A 20,780-nucleotide genomic window follows, 5' to 3' on the forward strand; every position below is an offset into this window, starting at 1 on the left:
CCGGGGACTCCAGTGCGGTCTGCACGGCCGCCTTCAGACGGCTCTCCCGGTCCCTCAGATCGGATCCGAGAATCGTGTACCGCTCGACGGGCAGTCTGGGAATGTCTCGCAACCGGGCGGGTAAGACCCCGGTGTCGATCCATCCGCTGCCCTGGTCGTGCATCCACCGGAACATCTGCCGGAACAGCCACGGCAGCTGCATCCGTTCATCGAGGACGGGTGCGTGGAATCGCATCACTCCCGTCATCTTCCCGGCCAGCAGGCTCGCGCTCTCGTTCTTCCTGGCCGGCGCCACGAAGCGGTTCAGCAGCGCCTGGAACGGCATCAGGCCGGCCGGGTGTACTCCACCCTCGATCCGGGCCGCAACCAGCAGCACCACCTCCGGCTCGACCCCCCGCCAGACGGACATCCACCCCAGTTCGAACGGGATGGTGCCGATCTGCAGTGACAGCCGGGTCAGCATCGCCCGGCCGGCCCGGTCCAGGCCTGCCCGGTTCGCGACCGCCAGCACCCGCTCCGGATCGCCCCACGGGAAGCGCAGCAGCTCCTCGATCGTCCCGCCGGGCACACCCAGCTCGTCGCTCCATCGGGCGCGTTCCGCGTCGCTGACCGGGCGGCGGTAGGGCGGCGGGGCCGAGTCGGTCAGCTTCCGCAGATAGCCGGGGACCCCCGCCAGCGGGACGTCCGCGAAGAACTCGTGCAACAGCAGCTCCGCGTGCCGGGAAGGCAGGAGCGCGGCCAGCGCGCCGGGATACACGCCGAGCCGGCCGGTCAGCCCCATCACGTCGCGCACGGCGCGCACCCTGGTCCGGCGGGCATCATCGGAGCCCGCCGCGACGCCCGATCCGTCCTCGCCCGGTGAGGTGGTGACCTCGGAATACGCCGGGACGGCCAGTCCGTCCTCGACCAGCGACGCGGCGACCTCGTCCGCGATCCGCTGGATTACGTCCGGTGCCGTGCCCGACTCTGCGCTGCGGACCCTCGTGGCCGCCAGCAGAACACGGGACGAGATCCCGGCCAGGTACACCGGCCGTACGCCCAACTCGGCGGCGAGTGCGATCACCTCACCCCGATCCCGCAGTCCCAGCCGCTCAGCACCGAGATCGGGGCTGGACGTCATGACCACCCGCATCCGCGCGGTAGCCATCGCCGCGGTGAGGTCGTCGTCCCTCAGCATGGCCAGCAGCTCCGGCGCCACCTGCTCACCGGGGAAGGTGAGCAGCGCCGGCAGATCCGTCTCGTCGAGGTCCAGCCGACCGGCCACCTCGGCCAGCCAGACGATGTCCGGCACGGTACGGACACCGAAGTCGCGCAGGCGATCCAGCAGGTCGGTCGCCCGAACCGTACCGGCGGAGGCGAGTGCCCGCAGGTGCGGCCCGAAGACCACCAGCCACCGCGGATCGACGACGAGTTCAGCCGCGAGCCGGAGCAGCGGTTCGGCGACGGTGAGCCCGGCCCGGGCCGCGATGCCGGACGCGTCGTCCGGAACCCGGCGGATCACCTCGATCCAGCGGACGAGTCGCTCCGGGCTGACCACGCCACTGCCGAGCAGGCGGATGAGCGATTCCAGGCGATCCGGGGTGAACGCGACCGCGTCGTCGGCCTGCAGCCGGCGCCGACGGGCCTCGTCCGCGACGACGGGCGCTCGGTCGGGCACCGACCAGCCCGGCATCTGCCGCGCCACGTCCGGGTCGAGCAGCACCTCCACCGCGTTCCGGTACACCGTGACGGCATCGTCCGGCCGGCGCTGGATCACGAGGTCGCCGCGGAACACCACCCGGGACAGATCGCCGAGGCGGACGATGTCGACCGGTGCCACGCCGCTGAGACCGATCCCCGACCGCGCGCTGTCCGTGAGCCCGCGCGTGATGAACTCCCGGGCATGCGGCATCCCCTGCCCGGCGAACCACTGCCGGGCTTCGGTCGTCACCTCGCCGATGAGTGCGCGGCCGTCAGCCCACATCTCGGCGTCGATCGGCTGCGCGGGGCCCGGCCGCCCGGGCAGGGCGGGTATGCCGGGGAGCATCGCGGACGGGGCCGGCGCGATCGCCCGTTCCCACAGCGCAACCGGCCCGATTCGCACGGGCCTGTCGAGGCCGTCGAGGCCGGCCGCTCCCACGACGAGCTGGAGTCGTCCGTCGTAGTGGAGCTGCCGGCCGGAGACCGACTCGGGCCGGTACTCGCCTTCGCGCCTGGCGAACACGGTGAGGGAGGCATCGCGGAGCATCGGCGGCACCGGCCGGGACGCGTCCCCGGCCGGCACGATCCGCAGGCCGGGTCCGAGGAGCGCGGTCGCGTACCCGGGCAGCATGTCCGTGCTGAGCAGCTCGGCGATCGGGGCACCGGCGCCGGCCCGGCCCTCGATGCGCCAGCCGTCCCAGGAGGCCGCGTCGGCATCCGGCAGCGTCGTGCGCCACGCGGTCACCGCGTCGGACACCGCGTGGCGGCCGTCCCGCCCCGGTTCGATCGCGATCGGGCGCACCGTCACCATCATCGCGCCGGGGCCGGCCAGCCGCGCGGCCGGGAGCCGGCCCGTGGACGTTCGGCCGCGCCGGGGCGTCAGATCGGCGGCGGCCTGCTGTCGAATGGGCGCGGGCCGCCGCATCATGCCCGGCCGGCCGCCACCGTCGAGCAGCGCCTCCACCGTGCGGTCCGCGGGCGGCGCGGCCGAGCCGGAGGGCCCGGCGATGATCCGCTTGTCGACGAAGTCCACGCCCAGCACGGCCGCGTCCTCGTTGCCGAGGAGCCGGACGGTGCCGGCCAGCGCGGCCGGCAGTCCGTCACCGCGCCTGCTGAGCGTGAACGGCTGCACCCGGTCAGCGCCGTTCGCCTGCGTCTCGATCAGTGTGAAGTTCTCATCGTCGTGGCGATAGACCAGCACCATGTGCGCGCGCTCGACGATCCACACCGGAGTCACCGTGCCGATCGGCAAAGCGATCAACGCGGCCCCTCTGGTCGGCTTCTGGAACCGTCCGCCCAGGCGCGCGCCCAGCAGGTCGAGGCTGATCGTGTCCGTCGTGGCCACGTGCAACAGCGGAACGTCCAACAGGATGAGCAGCAGCTCGACCCGATCGACGCAGTCCGTGGCCGTCCCGTCCCACAGCGCCGGGACGGCGGCCGCCTCGGCCAGAAGCCGGCGCGGATCGGCCAGCATACGGAAGCCGTCCACCGGGTCACGCTCGACGTGCAGCGTCGATCCGCCGCCCGGCCCGTACGCCGTCCGCAGGCCGTCCTCGGCGACCACAACGGTAGTGTTCAGCGCCAGACTCACCGTCCACAGCAGCTCCGGTACGGCGACGCTGCCGTCCGGGCTGTAGTGGTCGATCAATGTGGTCAGCACCGCAGTACGGGTGGGCAACCTGGCGGGCTCACCGTCGAGCAGCTCCTTCACCGCTCTGATCAGCCCGTCGGTGAGCAACTCGTCGTCGTCACCGAGCACCCGGTGCAGCAGATCGATCAACACCGGATTACCCCGGTCGAAAGCGGCTGCGACCTCACTGCGCAGCCGCAGGCGCTCGTTCGCCAGCGCGAGCTCCAGCGCCGCACCACCGTCATCGGCCCGTTCCGGGACGGACAGCCGGAACCCCGGGTCCAGGCCCGTCAGCACACCCACCGGCAGCGCCTCGGCGAGCAGCTCACCGAGGGTACGACCGGCCATCCGCTCGAACCGGCCAGGACTGCCTCGAAGAGCCTCGATCACATAGCTCTTCACCACGTCGAACGTCTTCGCGCCGCTACGCCCCACGTCCGGGGGCAGAACACCCTGGGCGAGGCCGGACCGGAACACGGACACCAGCAGCGGATCGAGCCTGGTATCGACCCGGATCGGACGAAGGCCGGCAGGCGGGCCCGCGGGCTGCACCGCCGGTCTGAGCCGCTCGCGAACCTCGCGCCGCTGCTGCCGTGCGGCCTCGTCACCACCGTGCGCGGCCAGCCACCGATCAAGGTCACGCAGTACCTCGGCACCCGGATCCGCGTCCAGCAGGCGAGACACCCACCCGGCCACGGCCCGGTCCTGGGCCCGTACCACCGGAAGATGTCGTTCCTCGCCGGTCCCGGGGGACATGCCCAGCTCCGAGTACCACGCCTGCCACCAGCCAGCCGGCCGCCTGCTTCCCGTGACGTCGGCCCACGCGGCCCGCGCCACCGATGCCCGGTGGCTGACCGCCAGCTCGCCGTCGCCCGGATAAGCCAGCAGGTAGGTGGCACGTGCCCGCTCCACCACCTCACGCGGGAAGCGCGCCGGAAGCTCGCTGACCGGCAACCCGAACACTCCGGCGGGCAGCGCGGTCATCGCGAAAGCCGGGTGCTCCCAGCGCAGGACGCCGGCGGGCTCCTGCCCCCATCGGGACAGGCCCAGCAGCGTCGCCTCGGCGACGGACAGGCCGTACGGCAGGCCCACGTGGTCATCACCGGGGTGCCACGGCGCGAGGACCCACAGCGCGCCCGCCTGCCAGCGATCCTCCGGGGTCTTGAACAAGATGTTCAAGAGCCGGTTCTCCCGGTCGCCGGGAAAGGCATACCCTCGCCACCGGTTGTCGAGCGGCTGCCCGGCCTCGGACGGGTGCCGGACGGCCGTCGCCTCGGCAATTCCGGTGAAGTCACGCTCAGCCGCTGCGACCAGGCCCAGCAGCGTCTTGATCTGTACCTGCAGCACCGGCAGGTCGAGAACCGGGTCGAGGCCGGAGATTCCGAGACCGCGATGACTCAGGGCCGCCAGGCGGCCGGCCCGCGACCGTACCCAGCCATCGGCGGGGTCGGTCAGCAGGCGATCGATGACGTCTCGATGCATCTCCATCAGGGCCCGCACGGCGGGTTCGGTCCGCTCGCTCGCGACCCCGACGTGCACGGTCATCGAGCCGTCGACCGGCTGCGCGCCGAACCGTTTCAGGGTGTGCAGCAGCGCGCCGAGATCCCGCCAGGGCCGGGCCGAGCGGCTCAGATCGGCCGACGTCAGCCGCAACGCCTCGTCCCGCGGGCGCAGCGCGCCGGTCGCACCGAGCGCGGTGAGCCGCTTGGTGACCTCATGGGCTCTGGATCCGGACGAGACCGCGGTCCACGAGTTGGCCGTCCGGCGGACCGGGAACGTGACCTTCATGGACAGCCTGAGCGACCGGGCGAGACCGGCGTTTCCGTCATCGGTGTGCGGCACCGGGTGCAGGCCGGCCCGCACCCGGGCCGACAGCCACTCGACGAGCTGCTGCGGCGTCGAGCCGGCCGGCGCACCGAGCTCGGCGCGCGGCCACGCATAGGACGGCGGCGGGGTCCGGTCGAGGACCGGCCCCATCCCGGCCGGCGGCCGAACCTCGGTGGCCTCGGCCGGCCGGCCGTCGATCATTCGTTGCGACGGCTGATCAACGACGTGGAAGAGGGCTGCTACCTGCCAGCGCGCCACCGGATCGGAGATCAACGGCAGGATCCACCGGATGTCCTCGTCGTTCCGGCGCCGCAGCGGGGCCGGCTCGTCCGGGTCGGCATGTGCCTCCAGGAGCGCCCACCGGCCGAGATCCGGGATCCGGTCGGGGGTCCGTGCCACCGTCAGGAAGACATCGAGGATCGTGACAGCCACCTGCATCTGGGCCACGGTCACCGCGTCCAGGTGCAGCAGCGCCACGCCGGCTTTCCGGTCCAGCTGCAGGACCCGTCCCGTGTCCCGGTGAAAGCGGAAGAACTCCTCGGGGGTGATCCAGCCCGTTCCGGGCCAGGTCAGGGACGGGCCGGACGGAGCGAGCAGGCCCATCCGGCGCAGCACCGGCAGGGTGGCGTAGAAGATCTGGGCAAGCCTGAAGTACGCCTGCTGGTCCTGGCCGAATCGGGTCTTCATCTCGATCGCGGCGGCATAGGGCCGGGGAACCGCGTCGTTCTCGTGCAGTCCCCGCACGATCCGGTCGAGCGATTCCCAGCCGTGGGTGAGCGCGGCCAGTGGGATCGTGGCGTATCCCCCGGCCCGTTCCGCTGTCGGCGCCTCGGCATCGAACAGCACGTCCACCTCGTCGGCGTCATCGAGCGCCTGCATCAGCAACTGCGCATCGGCCGGTATCGGCACCGCGGCGGCCAGCGGCACAATCCCATGGGTGCGAGACTCGCCGCCGAGCGCGGTGCGCAGCATGTCCGACGCGTCGTCCGGGTGACTCCTCGCCAGCGCGGTCAGCGCGTCGCCGGCGAGGCTCCCGCTCGCCAGGCGCACCCGGAGCATCAGCTCCCGGGCCGCCCGCGGCTCCATCGCGAGCAGCTTCCCCAGATCACTGCGGTTGCCATGCTTGTGAAGCGCCTCGTTCGCCGAACGCAGCTCCCGTTCAGCCACGTGCGCGTGCTCGGCCAGCCTGCGAACCCAATCCGGGTACCCGTCAGACAGCCGGCGGGCGAGGTCATCGTGTCCCTTCTCGGCGAACGGCATGTACCGATCAGCCAGGATGATGCTGCTCATCCGCGTGTTGTGGGCGGCCGCGGCGGACAGCAGCAATCGGGGTGGAATCCTGGTCGCCGCGAAGTACTGCGTCAACGCCGCGGGGACGGCGCCGGATTTGATGGCGATCGTCATCAACGATTCGGTCACCACCGGCAGTGACATCGGATCGAACGGCCCCGTCGTCGCCCGGCCCGGCCTCGGTCGCCGTCGGATCGTCTCCGCGGCGCCGTCCGGCAGACTGGCGATGACGCGATCGACCGAACCGAAACGGGAAAGTCCGTCGCCGGCCTGAGGGGCGAGCGCAGCAAGGAAACGATCGTCCCGGGTCAGGACGGCGGTATCGACGGACAGCCTCGCGGCGAACGCGAAGAGCAGGTCAGCGCGCACACCGAGCCGCTCGGCGTCCTCCCGCAGACCGGACGGGACGTCGCCGATGCGCACCGCGTAGGACAGCACCCAGATGGCGGGCACTCGCAGGCGGGCGGCAAGGTCGGCGATCCGATGGAGGTCCAGCTCGAACTGGTCCGCCAGCTCGTGCAGCGCCCGCCGCCAGTCTTCCGCCCACGACACCGGCATGTTGTCGGGGAGGGAGTCCGGATCGATACCCATCCACAGGGCCTGGACCTCGTCTGCATGCCACGCCGGTGCTGCGTCCCGGTGCCGCCAGCGGAATCCGGCCAGTGCGAGGCCTTCCAGGTAGGTGGTCACGTCGGTGCCGGCCGCCGCAGCCGCATCCCCGACCTCTTGCGCCAGCCGGTCCGCCGTCGGCACGTTCTCGTGCGATGCGAAACGGAACACGGTCGAGACGAGTGACGGATCGACGGACCAACGATTCGCCAACCCGGCGATCAGGCCGATCGGCATGCCGGATGCTGCGCCAAGGGCGGGCAGCTCGGTGGGGACGCGGTGAATCGCGATCGCGAGGGCACGCAGGTACGGGACCGGCTGATCGTTCTCGTCGAGCAACGCGGCCAGCAGGCGAGGGCTGAGCCAGGGGCGTTCGCGGAAGTCCGCCCGGAGGTCATCGGCCGAAACCGCGGGGAGCCGGCCGGCCCAGGAGCCGGCGAGCCAGGAGTCGGCGAGCCCCGCGATACCCGCGGGGCTGAGTGCGGCTCGGCCGAAGGCCGGGGGCGCGTCGCCGAGAGCGGTCAGAATGTCGCTGTCCGATAGGCGATCCGGCGTGCGGTTCGTCGGATGCTCGGCCATCGCCGCCCCGTATCCCGCGGCGAAGTCGGCGAGCCGATCCGCGGCCTCCCGGTACAGGCCGCGTACCGGCAGCGGAACCCGATCCGAGCGCAGGTACTCGTTGGCGTACCGGAAGACCTCTCGAACGTAGTCCACTGTGGCGCGGGTCAGGGTGGCCTGCTGCGCCCAGCCGGCATGAGCACCGAGGGCATTTTCCGGCGCCGATGGCAACTGGAGCGCCAAGCCGGCCTCCAGATGCCGTTCCCCAGCGGCATCCACCCTCTCCCGGGACTCCTGCGGCTGCGGATGGGCCTCGTCCAACGCCCCCAGAATCCGGTAACTACGCCTCACCAGCAGGTTCCGGTTTCTCCACTCGCCGATCGAGTCGTAGAGCAGGGGAGGGTTGCTTGACGGCCGGCTCAGCGGATACAGCTCTGCCACGAAACCGAGGCGGAATACCTCTTTCGACCAGTCCGACAGCTCTTTGAGCATCCTCAGGTCCGGTCCGGACGACGACTGCGCGGCTGCTGACCCGAGGGCCAGTTCCAGGCGGTCCGCCTGCTGATCCAGGCCGTCGAGAAGTTCTGCGTACCGGTTCTCGGACAGGCGCGGTATCCGGTTCAGCAGCTCGGTCATGTGCGCGGTGTCGATCCAGGCGCCACCATGGCCGTGCATCCACCGGAACACCTGCCGGAACGTCCAGGGCAGCCGCATCCGGTCGTCGAGCACGAGCGAGATGCGCGTCGCCGTCTCGGTCAGCGCCGCGGCCAGCGCGTCCGGATCGCCCTGCACGTCGCCGAGCAGGGCGGCGAACGGCAACAGGTGAACGGGGTCCACCCCGCCCCTGATCCGCGTCGCCACCCGGAGCATCTTCGCCGGGTCGAGTCCCCGCAACAGGGCCGCCCAGGGCAGGTGGACCGGCACGCAGCCGATCCGCAGCGACAGCTCGGTCAGCGTCCGAAGGTCGGACCGGTGCAGCCCGGCCCGGATCGCGGTACTCCGGATCGCGAACGGGTCACCCCATGGCGTGTCCAGCAGCCGGTCGAACGTCGCCTCGTCGACCCCCAGCTCGGCCAGCCACCATGCGCGGTCCGCGGCGCTGATCACGCGGTCCGACGGCGCCGGCGGGGAAAAGCCGGCCAGCTTCCGCGTGTGGTCAGCGGTCATCATCAGCGCGACGTCGCCGAAGAACTCGTGCAGCAGCAGTTCGGCGTGCCGGGACGGCAGCAGCCCGGCCAGCGCGCCCGGCTCGACGCCGAGCCGCCCGGCCAGCCGCACGATGCGGCGGGCGGCTCCCACGTCCCGTCGCGACTGCTCGGCAGCGTCCGGGCCGGCCAACGCCGGAGCGAGGACACCGGCCCTGCGCATTATCGTGACGAGCCGGTCCACGATCCTCGTGGACCAGCGCCGATACTGTGCGGCCAGCTCGTCGCTGAGCAGCTGCGCCGCGGCGCGCATCTGCTCGGCCTCCGTCTCCGTGGCCCCTTCGGCGGGCTCGGGCCATGCCTGCCACGGTCCAGGAACGCCGGCCACGTACCGGCGCCACCGATGTTCCTGACCGATCCGTTCCTCGTACTCGTCCGCCTCGGCGCCCTCGTACGGGCTGCCGAGTTCCCCGACGGCAAGCCGCACCCATGCCGCGACGCCGGCCAGGTATGCCGGAGCCACACCCAGGCCGTTGGCGAGCGCGGTCACCTCCGCCGCGCTCCGCAACCCCAGCTCCGACGCGCCGAGATCCGCGCTGGACGACATGCGCACCCGCAGCCGCGCGGCGTCCATCGCGGCCCTCAGGTCGGCGTCACGCAGCGTGGCCAACAGCTCCGGTGCCACCTGCTCGGCGGTGAACGTCAGCAGCGCCGCCAGATCCGTCTCGGTCAGGCGCAGCCGGCCGGCCACCTCGGCCAGCCAGGCGATGTCCGAATAGGTCCGCACGCCGGACGGTCGCAGACGCTCCAGCAGATCGGCCGCCCGCAACGTGCCCGAGACAGCGAGCGCCCGCAGGTGCGGGCCGAAGACCACGAGTAAGCCGGGATCGAGCTTCAGGTCAAAGGCGATCCGCAGGAGCGGACCGGACACGGCCAACCCGATCCGGCCCGCGGCGACCGCGACGTCGTCCGGCACCCGGTCGATGACCTGGATCCAGTCGACCAGAGCCGCCGCACTCAAATCTTCGGCTCCGGGCTGATGCTGCAACGCGGACAGCCGGGCCGGGGTAAGCGCGATCTCCGCATCGTCCCGCAACCGCTGCCAGCGACCCGGGTCGACGCCGTCCGGTGCGGGCGCGGACTCGCGGTGGTCGTAGCCGGGCGGGGCGGTCGGGACGGACCGGAGCGGGACGAGCACACGCACCGCCGTGGCCACGTCGAGCAGCACCTCGACCGCGCCGTCCGTCTTCATCACCGTACCGTCGGTCAGCGTGACCTCAAGGTCACCACGGACCACCGCCCGATACTGCCCACCGATCCGGACCATGACGAACGCAGACCCGACGCGCAGCCGGAACACCGAACCGGCACCTGAATCCATACCGGACAGTCGTTCGGTCAAGAAGCGCTGGGCTTCCTGACGCTGCCGCACATTCATCAGAGCCAGCGTCTGTGGCGCGACGGCCCCGACGACAGCCTGTCCGCCCGCCCACACCTCCGGGTCGAGCACGACGGTGTCGTCGACCGGGAAAGCCGGCGGTTCCGGGCCGGTCAGCAGCGTGGGCGGGTTCTGGACCGTCACCTGCTCCCACACACCGAGCGGGCCGATCTCCACCGGCTCGCCAAGGCCCTCGATCCGCACGCCGAGCTCGAGCCGGCCGCCGTAGCTGACGTTGCGCGCGGTGACCGATTCGGGCCGGTAGGTACCGACACGCCGGGCCGACAGCACGATCGAGGCGCCACGCAGGGCTTCGGGTACCCCCGTTCCGGCACCTCCGTCGGGCAGCAGCCGCAGTCCGCCGTCGAGCAGCGTCCCCGCGAACCCGGCCAGTTCGTCCGTGGCGAGCCAGGCGGTGAGCGCATCGCCGGCCGCGTGGCCCGCGGGCCGCCAGCCCGGCCACGCCACTTCGGCCGGGCTCAGCAGTGCTTCGAGCCGCTCGATCACGGCATCGGCCAGCAAGTCCCGGCCGTCCGTACCGGGTGCGACCGCGATCGGGCGCGTCACCAGGGTCTCCGCACCGGCGGCATCCAGCCGGCCGGCCCGGATGCCGGTGGTAGGCGGCCGGCCCGCCGGGGTCAACGGCTGATACCGGTTCGCCGTGCCCGTCTCCGTCCGCACCATCGAGACCCCGACGAAGACGTCAGGGGCGTCGATCCGCCCGAACTGCTCTACCGAGCCGTCCTGGTGCACGAGGTGCAGGTGCACGTCCAGCATGCCACCCGCATCCGGCGCACCGGCGGCGACGGCAACGGCCGCACCGGCGGCGATGGCCCGGTCCCGGGAGTCCTGCGGAGCGCCGACCGGTTGCAGGCCGACCAGGAGCTCGGGCGAGACGCGTGGGTCGCGGCCGGCCGCCGGCCTGGTCTGCTGGACGCCGCCCCGGTAGCCGCGGCTGACCGGCCTGTCCAACAGCGCGGCCACCATCGATGCGGACTCCGGCGGCACGCCTGCCGGGCGCAGCACCACGCCGTTCGGGTCGATCACGACAGCTCGCGCGTACGTTGCCGGGTCGTGCCCGAACGGCGCGGCTCCGGTCCGGACCGTCCCGTCCGGATCGACCAGGTTGGTCCAGGCGATCTGTCCACCCAGGGTGTGGTAGGCCAGATAGACGTGGCCGAACGCGGTGTGCGGCCGGTCGACCAGCACCACCGCGGCGGACTTCGGGCCGGCCGCGGACAGCCGGTCGTGCAGGTCCTGCCAGCCGCCGATCCGGGTGAAGTCCTCCCGGTCGCCGAGCCAGCGTTCCGCCGCCGAGCCCAGAGCCCCTTCCTCACGGGTACGCGGCACCCGTACCCGGTGAGCGAACACGCTGTCCGGGAACAGGCGGCCGGTCAGGTCACGGACCAGGGCGAGGCACTCGGCGAGCGTGCGGTCACCGGTGCTCTCCGCCCGGCGGGCGCCGTCCGACAGCACCTCCCGGAACAGCGCATCCAGCTCGGTGACGGTGGCCGCGCGGCTTCGCGGATCGGTCCACGGATGCCCCGTCTCGGGCGACTCCGGCAGGACCGCCTCGATGCCGGACAGGCCGGCCAGGTCGTGCCAGTGCACCGGGTCGATCCGGTCGCCGGGCACCGGCACGAACGCCAGCTCATCCGGCCGGTCCAGCAGGCCCAGCGTGCGGCCCAGCGCCTGCCGCGTGGTCGTGCTGTCCAGCGCGGCCCGCGGCACCACGACCGCGCTCCGGCCGTTCGGTACAGGTGCATCCCACGCCCGCAGGTACGCCGCCAGGTCAAGGCTTGCAGGTGTGTTACCGGGGTGGTAGTAGACCCGCGCCCCGGGCAGAGGCATGAGCATGCCGTCGCGGCAGACGATGTCGAACAGGGGCGCGATGGTCAATGGATGACTCCTAGGCGGACGACCGGTATACAGCTGACGTCACAGCCGTCCGCCGGGTTCATTTTCTGATCAGGGACATGTGGTGACGTCAAGCGCGGCCTGACCGAGCACGTCGCGGTGCCCCTCCAGCTGCTGCGCCCAGCCCTGCGGCACCCGGACGTAATCGGTGCGGCTGCCCTTGCCCGGCAGGTAGTCCTCCGTTCAATGCCGGTGCGGCAAAACAACCCGGCCTCCTCATGATCGATCGCGCTCGACCGACCTTCGCCGGGTCCTCGGCGATCGCGTCCGCGGCAGCCGCACCAGGTCGATGGCCGCTTCGAAGACCGCCCGGCGCCCCGGCCGACCGGCGTGACCGTCCTCGCCGGCCCGCTGCCGGCCGCCGCCGGCTTCGTGCTCCGGTCCTCGCCGGCGCCCTTACCCACGTCGCCCACCGGCAGCCGGTCCGGCGCCGGTGGCGGAGCGCGTTCGCGCTCCCCCGTGCGACCTGCGACCGAGACGCGACCGCGGTCCGGCCCGACGCGTCGGGCACGGTGACTGTAACGCCGCGCCCGACGCGCTGCCGCAGGGGGGACGACCGCACATCCGGCGGTCCCGGCACCGCAGGCTGAGCCGGTCAGCACCGGCCCACACCCACGACACCGCGTACGCCGGTGCCTCCTACCCGGCACCGGCAGTGCGTCAGGCGGCCGGGGTCTCGGCGGTGGCGACGACGGTGGCGCGGGCCAGGGTGTGCCCGCCCATGGTGAAGCTCAAGTAGGCCGGGGTGCTCTCGGCGGGCACGCCGAGGTCCTCGACGTCCAGGGCGTGCACGGTGATGAAGTAGCGGTGCTCGCCGTCCCCGGCGGGCGGGGCGGCGCCGATGTACTGCGGCAGCCGGGCGTCGTTGGGCAGCTGGACCGCGCCCTGCGGCAGCCCGTCGCCGGAGCCGGCCCCGGCGGGCAGCGCGGTCACGGCGGCGGGGATGTCGAAGACGGCCCAGTGCCAGAAGCCCGACATCGTCGGTGCGTCGGCGTCGAAGACGGTCACCGCGTAGCTCCTGGTGCCCGCCGGTGCGCCGGACCAGGTCAGGTCGGGCGAGACGTCCTGGCCGCCGGGGACGCCGAAGGCGCCGGACCGCTGGGCCAGGGGCAGGGGCTTGCCGTCGACGGCCACGGCGCTGGTGACGTCGAAGGCCGGCACCGGGGGAAGACGGTCGAACGGGTTCATGGTGTGGCTCTCCCGAGGGAAGTGGTGTGCCTTGCGAACACCGGTAAGCCTGCGACCCGCGGCGCCGGGCAGGGAGGTCCTCGGCAAACTGGTACTCGGAGTACCCCCGTGCAGGCGCACCGATCGCGCAGACTGAAAGGCGTGCCCTCGCCCCGCTCCGCCAGCCGGCCTGAACTGTCCGCCTTCCTGCGGGCCATGCGCTCGCGCGTACGGCCCGCCGACGTGGGACTGCGCGAGTTCGGCCGGCGTCGCACGCCGGGTTTGCGGCGTCAGGAGGTCGCGGAGCTCGCCGCGGTGAGCATCGACTGGTACATCCGGCTCGAGCAGGGCCGGGTCGGCGTGCCGGGCGCCGCCGTGCTGGACGCGGTGGCGCAGGCCCTGAAGCTGTCCGAGACCGAGCGGCATCACCTGCACCTGATCGCCCGCGGCGAGGCCCCGCCGGGCCGGCACGTGCCCGCCCCGGCGAGCGAGTCGTTGCGCACGATGCTGCACAGCATGCCGATGACCCCCGCCTGGATCGTCGACCTCCGCTTCGACATCCTGGCTCACAACGCCGCCGCGGCGGCCTTCTTCGGCCCCGGCTTCGGCGTCGGGAAGAACGCGACGTTGCCGCTTTTCCTCGACCCGGGCGCCCGGGAGTTTCAGCTGGACTGGTCCCGGATCGCCCGCGAGCACGTCGGCAACCTGCGCGCCAACCTGGCGCGGCACCCCGGCGACCCGCGTCTGCTGGAGCTGGTCACCGAGCTGCGCCGGCAGAGCGGCGACTTCGCCGCCTGGTGGGACGACCAGACCGTGCAGGAACGCACGAACGGCACCAAACGCATCCTGCACCCGACCGGCGGGGTCGTGCACGTACGTTATGACGTGCTGGCCGTGCAGGACGGCTCCGAACAGCGTCTCTCGGTCATCACCCCGGCCGACGCGCAGGCGGAGAACGCGTTGCGGGCCATCGTCTTCGCGCAGAGCGGGCTGCGCGCCGTGCCCTGACGCGGCGGCTGACGGCCGGTCCCCGTCCGAGCGCTACGCCTGCCCGGTACGCGGGGCGGCCTCGAAACCGGAACACTCCGCACAAACAATGCGCTTCCGACTGTATCGATGATCAAACATTTGCACCGTCAAAGGCCTTCCGTGACGCACCCCATGCGCTTCAGTGTGAACGTGAGCGGCTCGATCCCCGAGTTGCGGAAGAACGCCCGCCGCGCCGAGCAGATCGGGTTCGACGTCGTCGTCACACCCGACCACCTCGGCATGGCCGCCCCGCTGCCCTCGCTGGTCGCGATGGCCGAGGCCGCGCCGACGCTCCGGGTCTCGACCCATGTCCTCAACACGTCGTTCTATCGGCCCGCACTGCTCGCACGCGACCTCGCCGCCGTCGACTCGGCCACTGACGGGCGGCTCATCATCGGTCTGGGCGCCGGCTACAGCGGAGCCGAGATCCGGGCCGCCGGTCTGCCGTTCCCGGCAGTGGGCGCTCGCATCGACCACCTCGTCGAGCACGTCGACGAGATCCGCCGCTGCCTGTCCGACCCCGGCTACGTCCCCGCACCGGTGCAAACTCCGCCGCCGATCCTGATCGGCGGCAGCGGGGACCGCCTGCTGACGGCGGCCGCCCAGCACGCTGACATCGTGGACATCTCGTACGTGGGCGGACGCGACCAGCTCGCAGAACGTGCCGGCTTCGTCCGGGAGCAGGCCGGTGCACGCGCCAAGGACGTCGAACTGGCGTACACCTTCGTACAGATCGGTCTTGACGACCCCGATGATCTGTCCGTGCTACGCGCTGTCGCGCCGCACCTGCCGGACGAGGAGTTGTACGCGACGCCGACGCACCTGGTGGGCCCGATCGACGCCGCTGCCGATCAGGTGCGGTCGCTTCACGAGGAACTCGGCTTCAGCTACTTCACCTTTCTCGTACAGCCCACGGTGAACTGGCACAGTCTCGAGAAGCTGCTCGCGGCGCTCCGGTAGTGGCGGTACCGGTCACCGAGTGAGCTGCCGGCCTCCTGGCAGAGACCCCGGCGGGTGACAGATCGTCCCGCCACGGCAGGCCGACCGGTCCGGCGGCGCTCGCGTCTCACCGACGCTGATCGGCCGGGGCACCGGCCCGCGGCGGGTGCGGTGCCGCCAGGCTGGCGAGCAGGGTCAGCTTGTCCTCGTCGGCCGAGCCCGGTTCGGCGGTGCAGACGCACATCTGCCGGGCCAGGCCGACGGAGACCGGCAGGCCGAGCGAGTGGTAGCTCACGCTCAGGCGCCCGGCCTCCGGATGCCGGAAGATCTTGGTGCCGCGGGCGTGGAGGAGAATGTTGTGCGTGTTCCACCGGGCCCGGAAGCCGGCGCTGGCGGTGGTCAGCTCACCGACCAGCTCCCGCGTTTCGATGTCGTGCGGGCTGCGTCCGGCCTCCGTGCGCAGCGAGGCCACGAGCATGTCACCCGTGAGGTTCCAGTTGCCGTAGAAGTCACGAGCACCGGGATCGAGGAAGTGGTAGCGCACGAGGTTCGGACGGCCGCTCTCACGCGTGGTGGCGCTGCTGAACATCGGTGCGTAGAGCGCGCGGGCCAGCGAGTTCGCCGCCAGGACGTCATGGCGCTCGTCGGTGACCAGCGCGGCGGACAACGTCATGCTGTCCAGCAGCCATTGCACGGTCGACGGCAGAGGTGACGCCGCGGCCACGGTGCGGTTCGCCGGCCGGGCCGCGTGGGCCAGGTCGAACAGGTAGGACCGTTCCTCGTCGTCGAGTTGCAGGACGCGGGCCACGGCGTCGAGCACGGTCTGGGAGACACCGCGGATGTGGCCCTTCTCCAGGCGGGTGTACCAGTCGACGCTGACCCCGGCGAGCATGGCGACCTCCTCCCGCCGAAGCCCCGGCACGCGTCGCTGTCCGCTGACCGGAAGCGCGACCTGGTCCGGGCTGATCCGCGCGCGCCGGCTGACGAGGAACTCACGCACGTCAGCGCGATTACCGGACGGGGACAGGCGGTGGTCGCTCACGTCGTCAGTCTAGGAACGCCATCCGGCTGGAAGGGGGTCGAGATTCTCCCCCCGATGAACCGGCCCTGCCGCCGTCCGGAACAAGGCACTTGTATGGCTTTCGTCCCCCCGTACGCTCGATCATCGGTTTGGAGCGCGACCCATGTTCACCACTCGTGCCCGTTGGCTGGCCGGCGGCATCGTCGCCGCGCTGGTCCTCTCGCCGTCCGTACCGGCCGGCGCTCACTACCGCAGGCCCGTAGGCCGCTACGTGGTCCCCGGCGACCGGGCCTACCCGGAGGGCATCGTCCGCGAACCCGGCACGCCGTACTTCTACGTCGGCGGCATGACCGACGGAACGATCTGGCGGGGCCGGATCGACCAGCCGCGCCTGGAGGTCTTCCTGCCGGGCGGGCAGGACGGCCGTACCAGCGCGGTCGGCATGAAGATCACGCAAGGCCGGCTGGTGGTGGCGGGCGGTACCACCGGCAAGGTCTTCGTCTACCGCACCCGAGACCGGCAACTGCTGCACGTCTTCGACTCCGGCGCGCGCGACGGTCTGGTCAACGACGTGGCCGTCGCGCCGAACGGGGATGCCTACGTCACTGACTCGTTCCGCCCGGTCCTCTACCGGATCACCGCGGCCCAGCTGGCGAAGCGGGAGATCGATCAGCCGCTCAGAACCCATGTGGACTTCGCCGGTACGCCGGTCCGGTACGACACGGGCGTCAACGAGGAGGGCATCAACGGCAACGGACTCGTCGTGACCCCGGACGGGCGATTCGTGCTCATGGCCGACACCAACTCGCAGGCGTTCTACCGGATCAGCACCCGCACCGGGGCCGTCGATCCGATCGACCTCGGCGGAGTGACCGACATCGGCGCCGACGGGCTGCTGCTGCGCGACGGCACGCTGTACAGCGTCACCAGTGTCTTCCACCCCGAGGGCGAGATCAGTGTCCTGCGGTTGAGCAAGGACTACTCGCGGGCACAGGTGCAGCGCCGGATCAACGGCCGCGGCATGGACTTCCCGTCGACGGCGGCGTTCGACGGCGACGACCTCCTCGTGGTCAACTTCCAGTTCCAGAAGGCCGAGCCGGCCCTGCCGTTCACCGTCGTACGCGTGAGTCTCTGCACCACCGCAGGGCTCCGGTGAGCAACGGTGGCGGGGCCGGCCCGCCGGGTGGTCCGGGTGATGTCCAGGACCACCCGGCGGGCCGGCCGTCAGCGGGATCGGGTCAGGTCGTACCGGTCCAGGTTCATGACCTTGACCCAGGCTGCGACGAAGTCCCGCACGAACGCGCCCAGCGCGTCGTCCGCGGCGTAGACCTCGGCGAGCGCGCGCAACTCCGAGTGGGAGCCGAAGATCAGGTCCACGCGGCTGGCGGTCCAGAGCGGCGCGCCGGTGACCACGTCGCGGCCTTCGAAGCCCGTCGCGTCCGGCGAGGTCGGTGTCCAGACGGTGCCCGGGTCGAGCAGGTTCGCGAAGAAGTCGTTGCTGAGCACGCCGGGCCGGTGGGTCAGCACACCGGCCGGGGACTGCCGGTGGTTGGCGCCGAGTACCCGCAGGCCGCCGACCAGCACGGTCATCTCCGGCGCGCTGAGGGTGAGCAGATTCGCGCGGTCGACCAGCAGGAACTCCGCCGGGAGCGGGAGGCCCTTGCCGAGAAAGTTGCGGAAGCCGTCCGCGACCGGCTCCAGCGGGGCGAACGACGCCACATCGGTCTGCTCCTGCGTCGCGTCCGTCCGGCCCGGCGTGAACGGGACCTCCACCGGTACGCCGGCGTCCGCCGCGGCGCGCTCGACCGCGGCGGACCCGGCCAGCACGATCAGGTCCGCCAGCGAGATTCGCCGGCCGCCCGGCCGCGCGCCGTTGAAGCCGGCACGGATCTCCTCCAGGACGCGCAGCACACCGGCCAGGCCGGCCGGGTCGTTGACCTCCCAGGAGCGCTGCGGCTCCAGGCGGATCCGGGCGCCGTTGGCGCCGCCGCGCTTGTCGCCGCCGCGGAACGTCGACGCCGAGGCCCACGCTGCGGCCACCAGCCGCGCGACCGGGAGGCCGGAGGCGAGCACCCGGCTCTTGAGGGCGGCGACGTCGGCCGCGTCGGCCAGCTCGTGGTCGACGGCCGGGACCGGATCCTGCCACGGCAGGGTCTCGGCCGGCACCTCCGGTCCGAGGTAGCGCACGACCGGGCCCATGTCGCGGTGGGTGAGCTTGAACCAGGCCCGGGCGAACGCGTCCTCGAACGCGGCGGGGTCCTCGCGGAACCGCCGTGCGATCGGCTCGTAGACCGGGTCGGATCGCAGCGCGAGATCCGTGGTCAGCATGGTGGGGGCGTGCCGCACCGCCGGGTCGTGGGCGTCCGGCACGGTGCCCGCGCCACCACCGTTCGCCGGCTTCCACTGGTGTGCGCCGGCCGGACTGCGGGAGAGCTCCCACTCGTACCCGAGGAGGAGGTCGAAGAAGCTGTTGTCCCAGGTGGTCGGCGTGGCGGTCCAGGCGCCCTCGAGCCCGCTGGTGATGGTGTCGGCGCCCCGGCCGGTACCGAAGCTGTTCCGCCAGCCGAGACCCTGCTCCTCGAGGGGAGCGGCCTCGGGCTCCGCGCCGACGTGCTCGGCCGGTCCGGCGCCGTGCGTCTTGCCGAACGTGTGGCCCCCGGCGATCAACGCGACCGTCTCCTCGTCGTTCATGGCCATCCGGCTGAAGGTCTCGCGGATGTCGCGGGCCGCCACGAGCGGGTCCGGCACGCCGTTCGGGCCCTCCGGGTTGACGTAGATCAGACCCATCTGCACGGCGGCCAACGGCTCCTGCAGTTCCCGGTCGCCGCGGTACCGCTCGTCGCCGAGCCAGGTGGTCTCCGGGCCCCAGTAGACGTCCTCGTCCGGCTCCCACACGTCGGGGCGGCCGCCGCCGTACCCGAAGGTGCGCAGTCCCATGCTCTCCAGCGCCACGTTGCCGGCCAGGATCATCAGGTCGGCCCAGGACAGGGCCCGGCCGTACTTCTTCTTCACCGGCCAGAGCAGCCGGCGTGCCTTGTCCAGGTTCGCGTTGTCCGGCCAGCTGTTGAGCGGCGCGAACCGCTGCTGGCCGGCACCGGCCCCGCCGCGGCCGTCACTGATCCGGTACGTGCCCGCGCTGTGCCAGGCCATCCGGACGATGAACGGGCCGTAGTGACCGTAGTCGGCCGGCCACCACGGTTGTGACGTCGTCAGCACCGCGGCGATGTCCCGTTTCACGGTCGGCAGGTCGAGCGTCCGGAACGCGGCGGCGTAGTCGAACTCGGCGCCGAGCGGGCTGGCGACCGCGGGGTTCTTCGCCAGGATCCGCAGGTTCAGCCGGTTCGGCCACCAGGCGTCGTTGGTGGTTCCGCGGGCCGGGTGCGGCGCCCGGCCGTGCGCGACCGGGCAGGCGGACGCGGCGCCGGTCGTGGCGTCGTGGTCGATCGGCGCATGCGCCTGCGACGGGACGGACGGGTGCGGGCCGGCGTCATGGTGCGCGGACATGGTCTCCTCCATGGTGGTCGGTGCGGTACCGCCGAACGGGACGGCCGATGACCGGCCCAGCGGCTCAGAGGTGTGCGGGCGCGGCGGCGGCGGGCTCGACCGGCGTCACGCCGGGCCGGTCCGCGGGGTTGAGCGCGAGGAAGACCGCGCCGGCCGCCGCCCCGCCGAGCAGCGTCGCGACCAGATAGATCCCGACCGCGGACCAGGTGAACAGCCCAAAAACGGCGCCGCCGACCGCGACGGCCGGATTGAGGACCGCGCCGGAGATGCCGCCGATCGTCACGGCGCCGGCCATGACCGTGCCGCCGATCGCCAGGCCGTAGAACGAGTTGTCCGGGTGGTCACGGCTGGTCGCGACGTTCAGCACGACGTAGGCGAGTGCGAACGTGAACAGGAACTCGGCCAGCGCCGCGACCGCGATCGCCCGGCCGGTGAAGGAGAGTGCGGTCAGGTCGGCGGGCCGCGCCATCCACCGCGCGGTGAGCGCCGCGAGCAGGCCGGCGGCGGCCTGGGCGACGACGTACCCGGCGGCGTCCGTCCTCGTGATCGCGCCGCGCACCAGCGCGGCCAGCGTGACCGCCGGGTTGAAGTGCGCCCCGGAGATGTGCCCGGCGGCGTAGATCATCACGGTCAGCACCCCGCCGATGGCCAGCGGTGCCAGATCACTCATCCCGGAAACGGCGATCGACACCGTCATCATCAGAAAGAACGTGCCCACGAACTCCGCTGCGAATTTGCGCATCACTTCTCCCCTGCACAGGGACCCGCTCCGGCGGGCGGGTCCACGGCGATCCCGGCGGCCACCGGACGCCGAACATCTACATAGGACTTACGAGGGTCGATCCGGCCGGCCGACCTCAGCATATGGACGACAGGCGGCCGAGGACCTTACGAAGCGCGGACGGGCTCCGTCGCCACTCAGGACCGCCGCGGTGACCCCGGCATCCGGCGCCCCGATCGGCACGGCGGGCAAGGCGCTGGAGAACGCTCATGTCCCGAAGGCACGGTGTGTATCCGGCGGTAGCG

At 72.0% G+C, this 20,780-nt stretch carries 8 protein-coding genes (1 of these 8 cut by a window edge); 3 read left to right on the forward strand and 5 right to left on the reverse strand.

The features are described from left to right. A protein-coding gene (locus J2S42_RS09265; RefSeq protein WP_307237552.1) for a hypothetical protein crosses the window boundary here: on the reverse strand, positions 1-12,076 show its start. The gene continues 16,766 nt to the left of window position 1, outside the view; the window shows 12,076 of its 28,842 coding nt (coding positions 1-12,076); it begins with the start codon at positions 12,074-12,076; the stop codon falls past the left edge of the window. A gap of 678 nt (positions 12,077-12,754) precedes the next feature. Further along, a complete protein-coding gene (locus J2S42_RS09270) occupies positions 12,755-13,282 on the reverse strand; it encodes a YbhB/YbcL family Raf kinase inhibitor-like protein (protein ID WP_307237555.1) in 528 nt (175 codons plus the stop codon). 141 nt (positions 13,283-13,423) lie between these two features. On the opposite strand from J2S42_RS09270, the gene J2S42_RS09275 reads away from it, so the two are divergent. Both J2S42_RS09275 and J2S42_RS09280 read left to right on the forward strand, forming a co-directional pair. Then, positions 13,424-14,269, forward strand: a complete 846-nt coding sequence (locus J2S42_RS09275; RefSeq protein ID WP_307237558.1) for a helix-turn-helix transcriptional regulator — start codon at positions 13,424-13,426, stop codon at positions 14,267-14,269. Positions 14,270-14,422: 153 nt separating this feature from the next. Beyond that, positions 14,423-15,250 (forward strand): TIGR03621 family F420-dependent LLM class oxidoreductase, encoded by an 828-nt coding sequence (locus tag J2S42_RS09280; protein ID WP_307237561.1) that lies wholly within the window; start codon positions 14,423-14,425, stop codon positions 15,248-15,250. Between the two features lie 106 nt (positions 15,251-15,356). On the opposite strand, the gene J2S42_RS09285 is transcribed toward J2S42_RS09280, so the two are convergent. Then, positions 15,357-16,271, reverse strand: a complete 915-nt coding sequence (locus J2S42_RS09285; protein WP_307237564.1) for a helix-turn-helix transcriptional regulator — start codon at positions 16,269-16,271, stop codon at positions 15,357-15,359. Between the two features lie 142 nt (positions 16,272-16,413). Between J2S42_RS09285 and J2S42_RS09290 the strand changes: the two genes are divergently transcribed. Next, on the forward strand, positions 16,414-17,406 hold the full coding sequence (locus J2S42_RS09290) for an SMP-30/gluconolactonase/LRE family protein (protein WP_307237567.1): 993 nt from the start codon (positions 16,414-16,416) through the stop codon (positions 17,404-17,406). 68 nt (positions 17,407-17,474) lie between these two features. Here the strand turns inward: J2S42_RS09290 and katG are convergent, their stop codons facing one another. Beyond that, complete coding sequence (gene katG, locus J2S42_RS09295; RefSeq protein ID WP_370879155.1) at positions 17,475-19,766, reverse strand: catalase/peroxidase HPI; 2,292 nt, start codon at positions 19,764-19,766, stop codon at positions 17,475-17,477. Positions 19,767-19,818: 52 nt separating this feature from the next. Then, a complete protein-coding gene (locus tag J2S42_RS09300) occupies positions 19,819-20,496 on the reverse strand; it encodes an MIP/aquaporin family protein (protein ID WP_307237572.1) in 678 nt (225 codons plus the stop codon). Between the last annotated feature and the right edge of the window lie 284 nt (positions 20,497-20,780).

The organism is Catenuloplanes indicus, assembly GCF_030813715.1.
Lineage (GTDB): Bacteria > Actinomycetota > Actinomycetes > Mycobacteriales > Micromonosporaceae > Catenuloplanes > Catenuloplanes indicus.

Bases quoted from the DNA above. Each gene is read 5' to 3' on its own strand.
- J2S42_RS09270 (WP_307237555.1), bottom strand. From the start codon at position 13,282: ATGAACCCGTTCGACCGTCTTCCCCCGGTGCCGGCCTTCGACGTCACC.
- J2S42_RS09280 (WP_307237561.1), top strand. From the start codon at position 14,423: ATGCGCTTCAGTGTGAACGTGAGCGGCTCGATCCCCGAGTTGCGGAAG.
- J2S42_RS09290 (WP_307237567.1), top strand. From the start codon at position 16,414: ATGTTCACCACTCGTGCCCGTTGGCTGGCCGGCGGCATCGTCGCCGCG.
- katG (WP_370879155.1), bottom strand. From the start codon at position 19,766: ATGGAGGAGACCATGTCCGCGCACCATGACGCCGGCCCGCACCCGTCC.
- J2S42_RS09300 (WP_307237572.1), bottom strand. From the start codon at position 20,496: ATGCGCAAATTCGCAGCGGAGTTCGTGGGCACGTTCTTTCTGATGATG.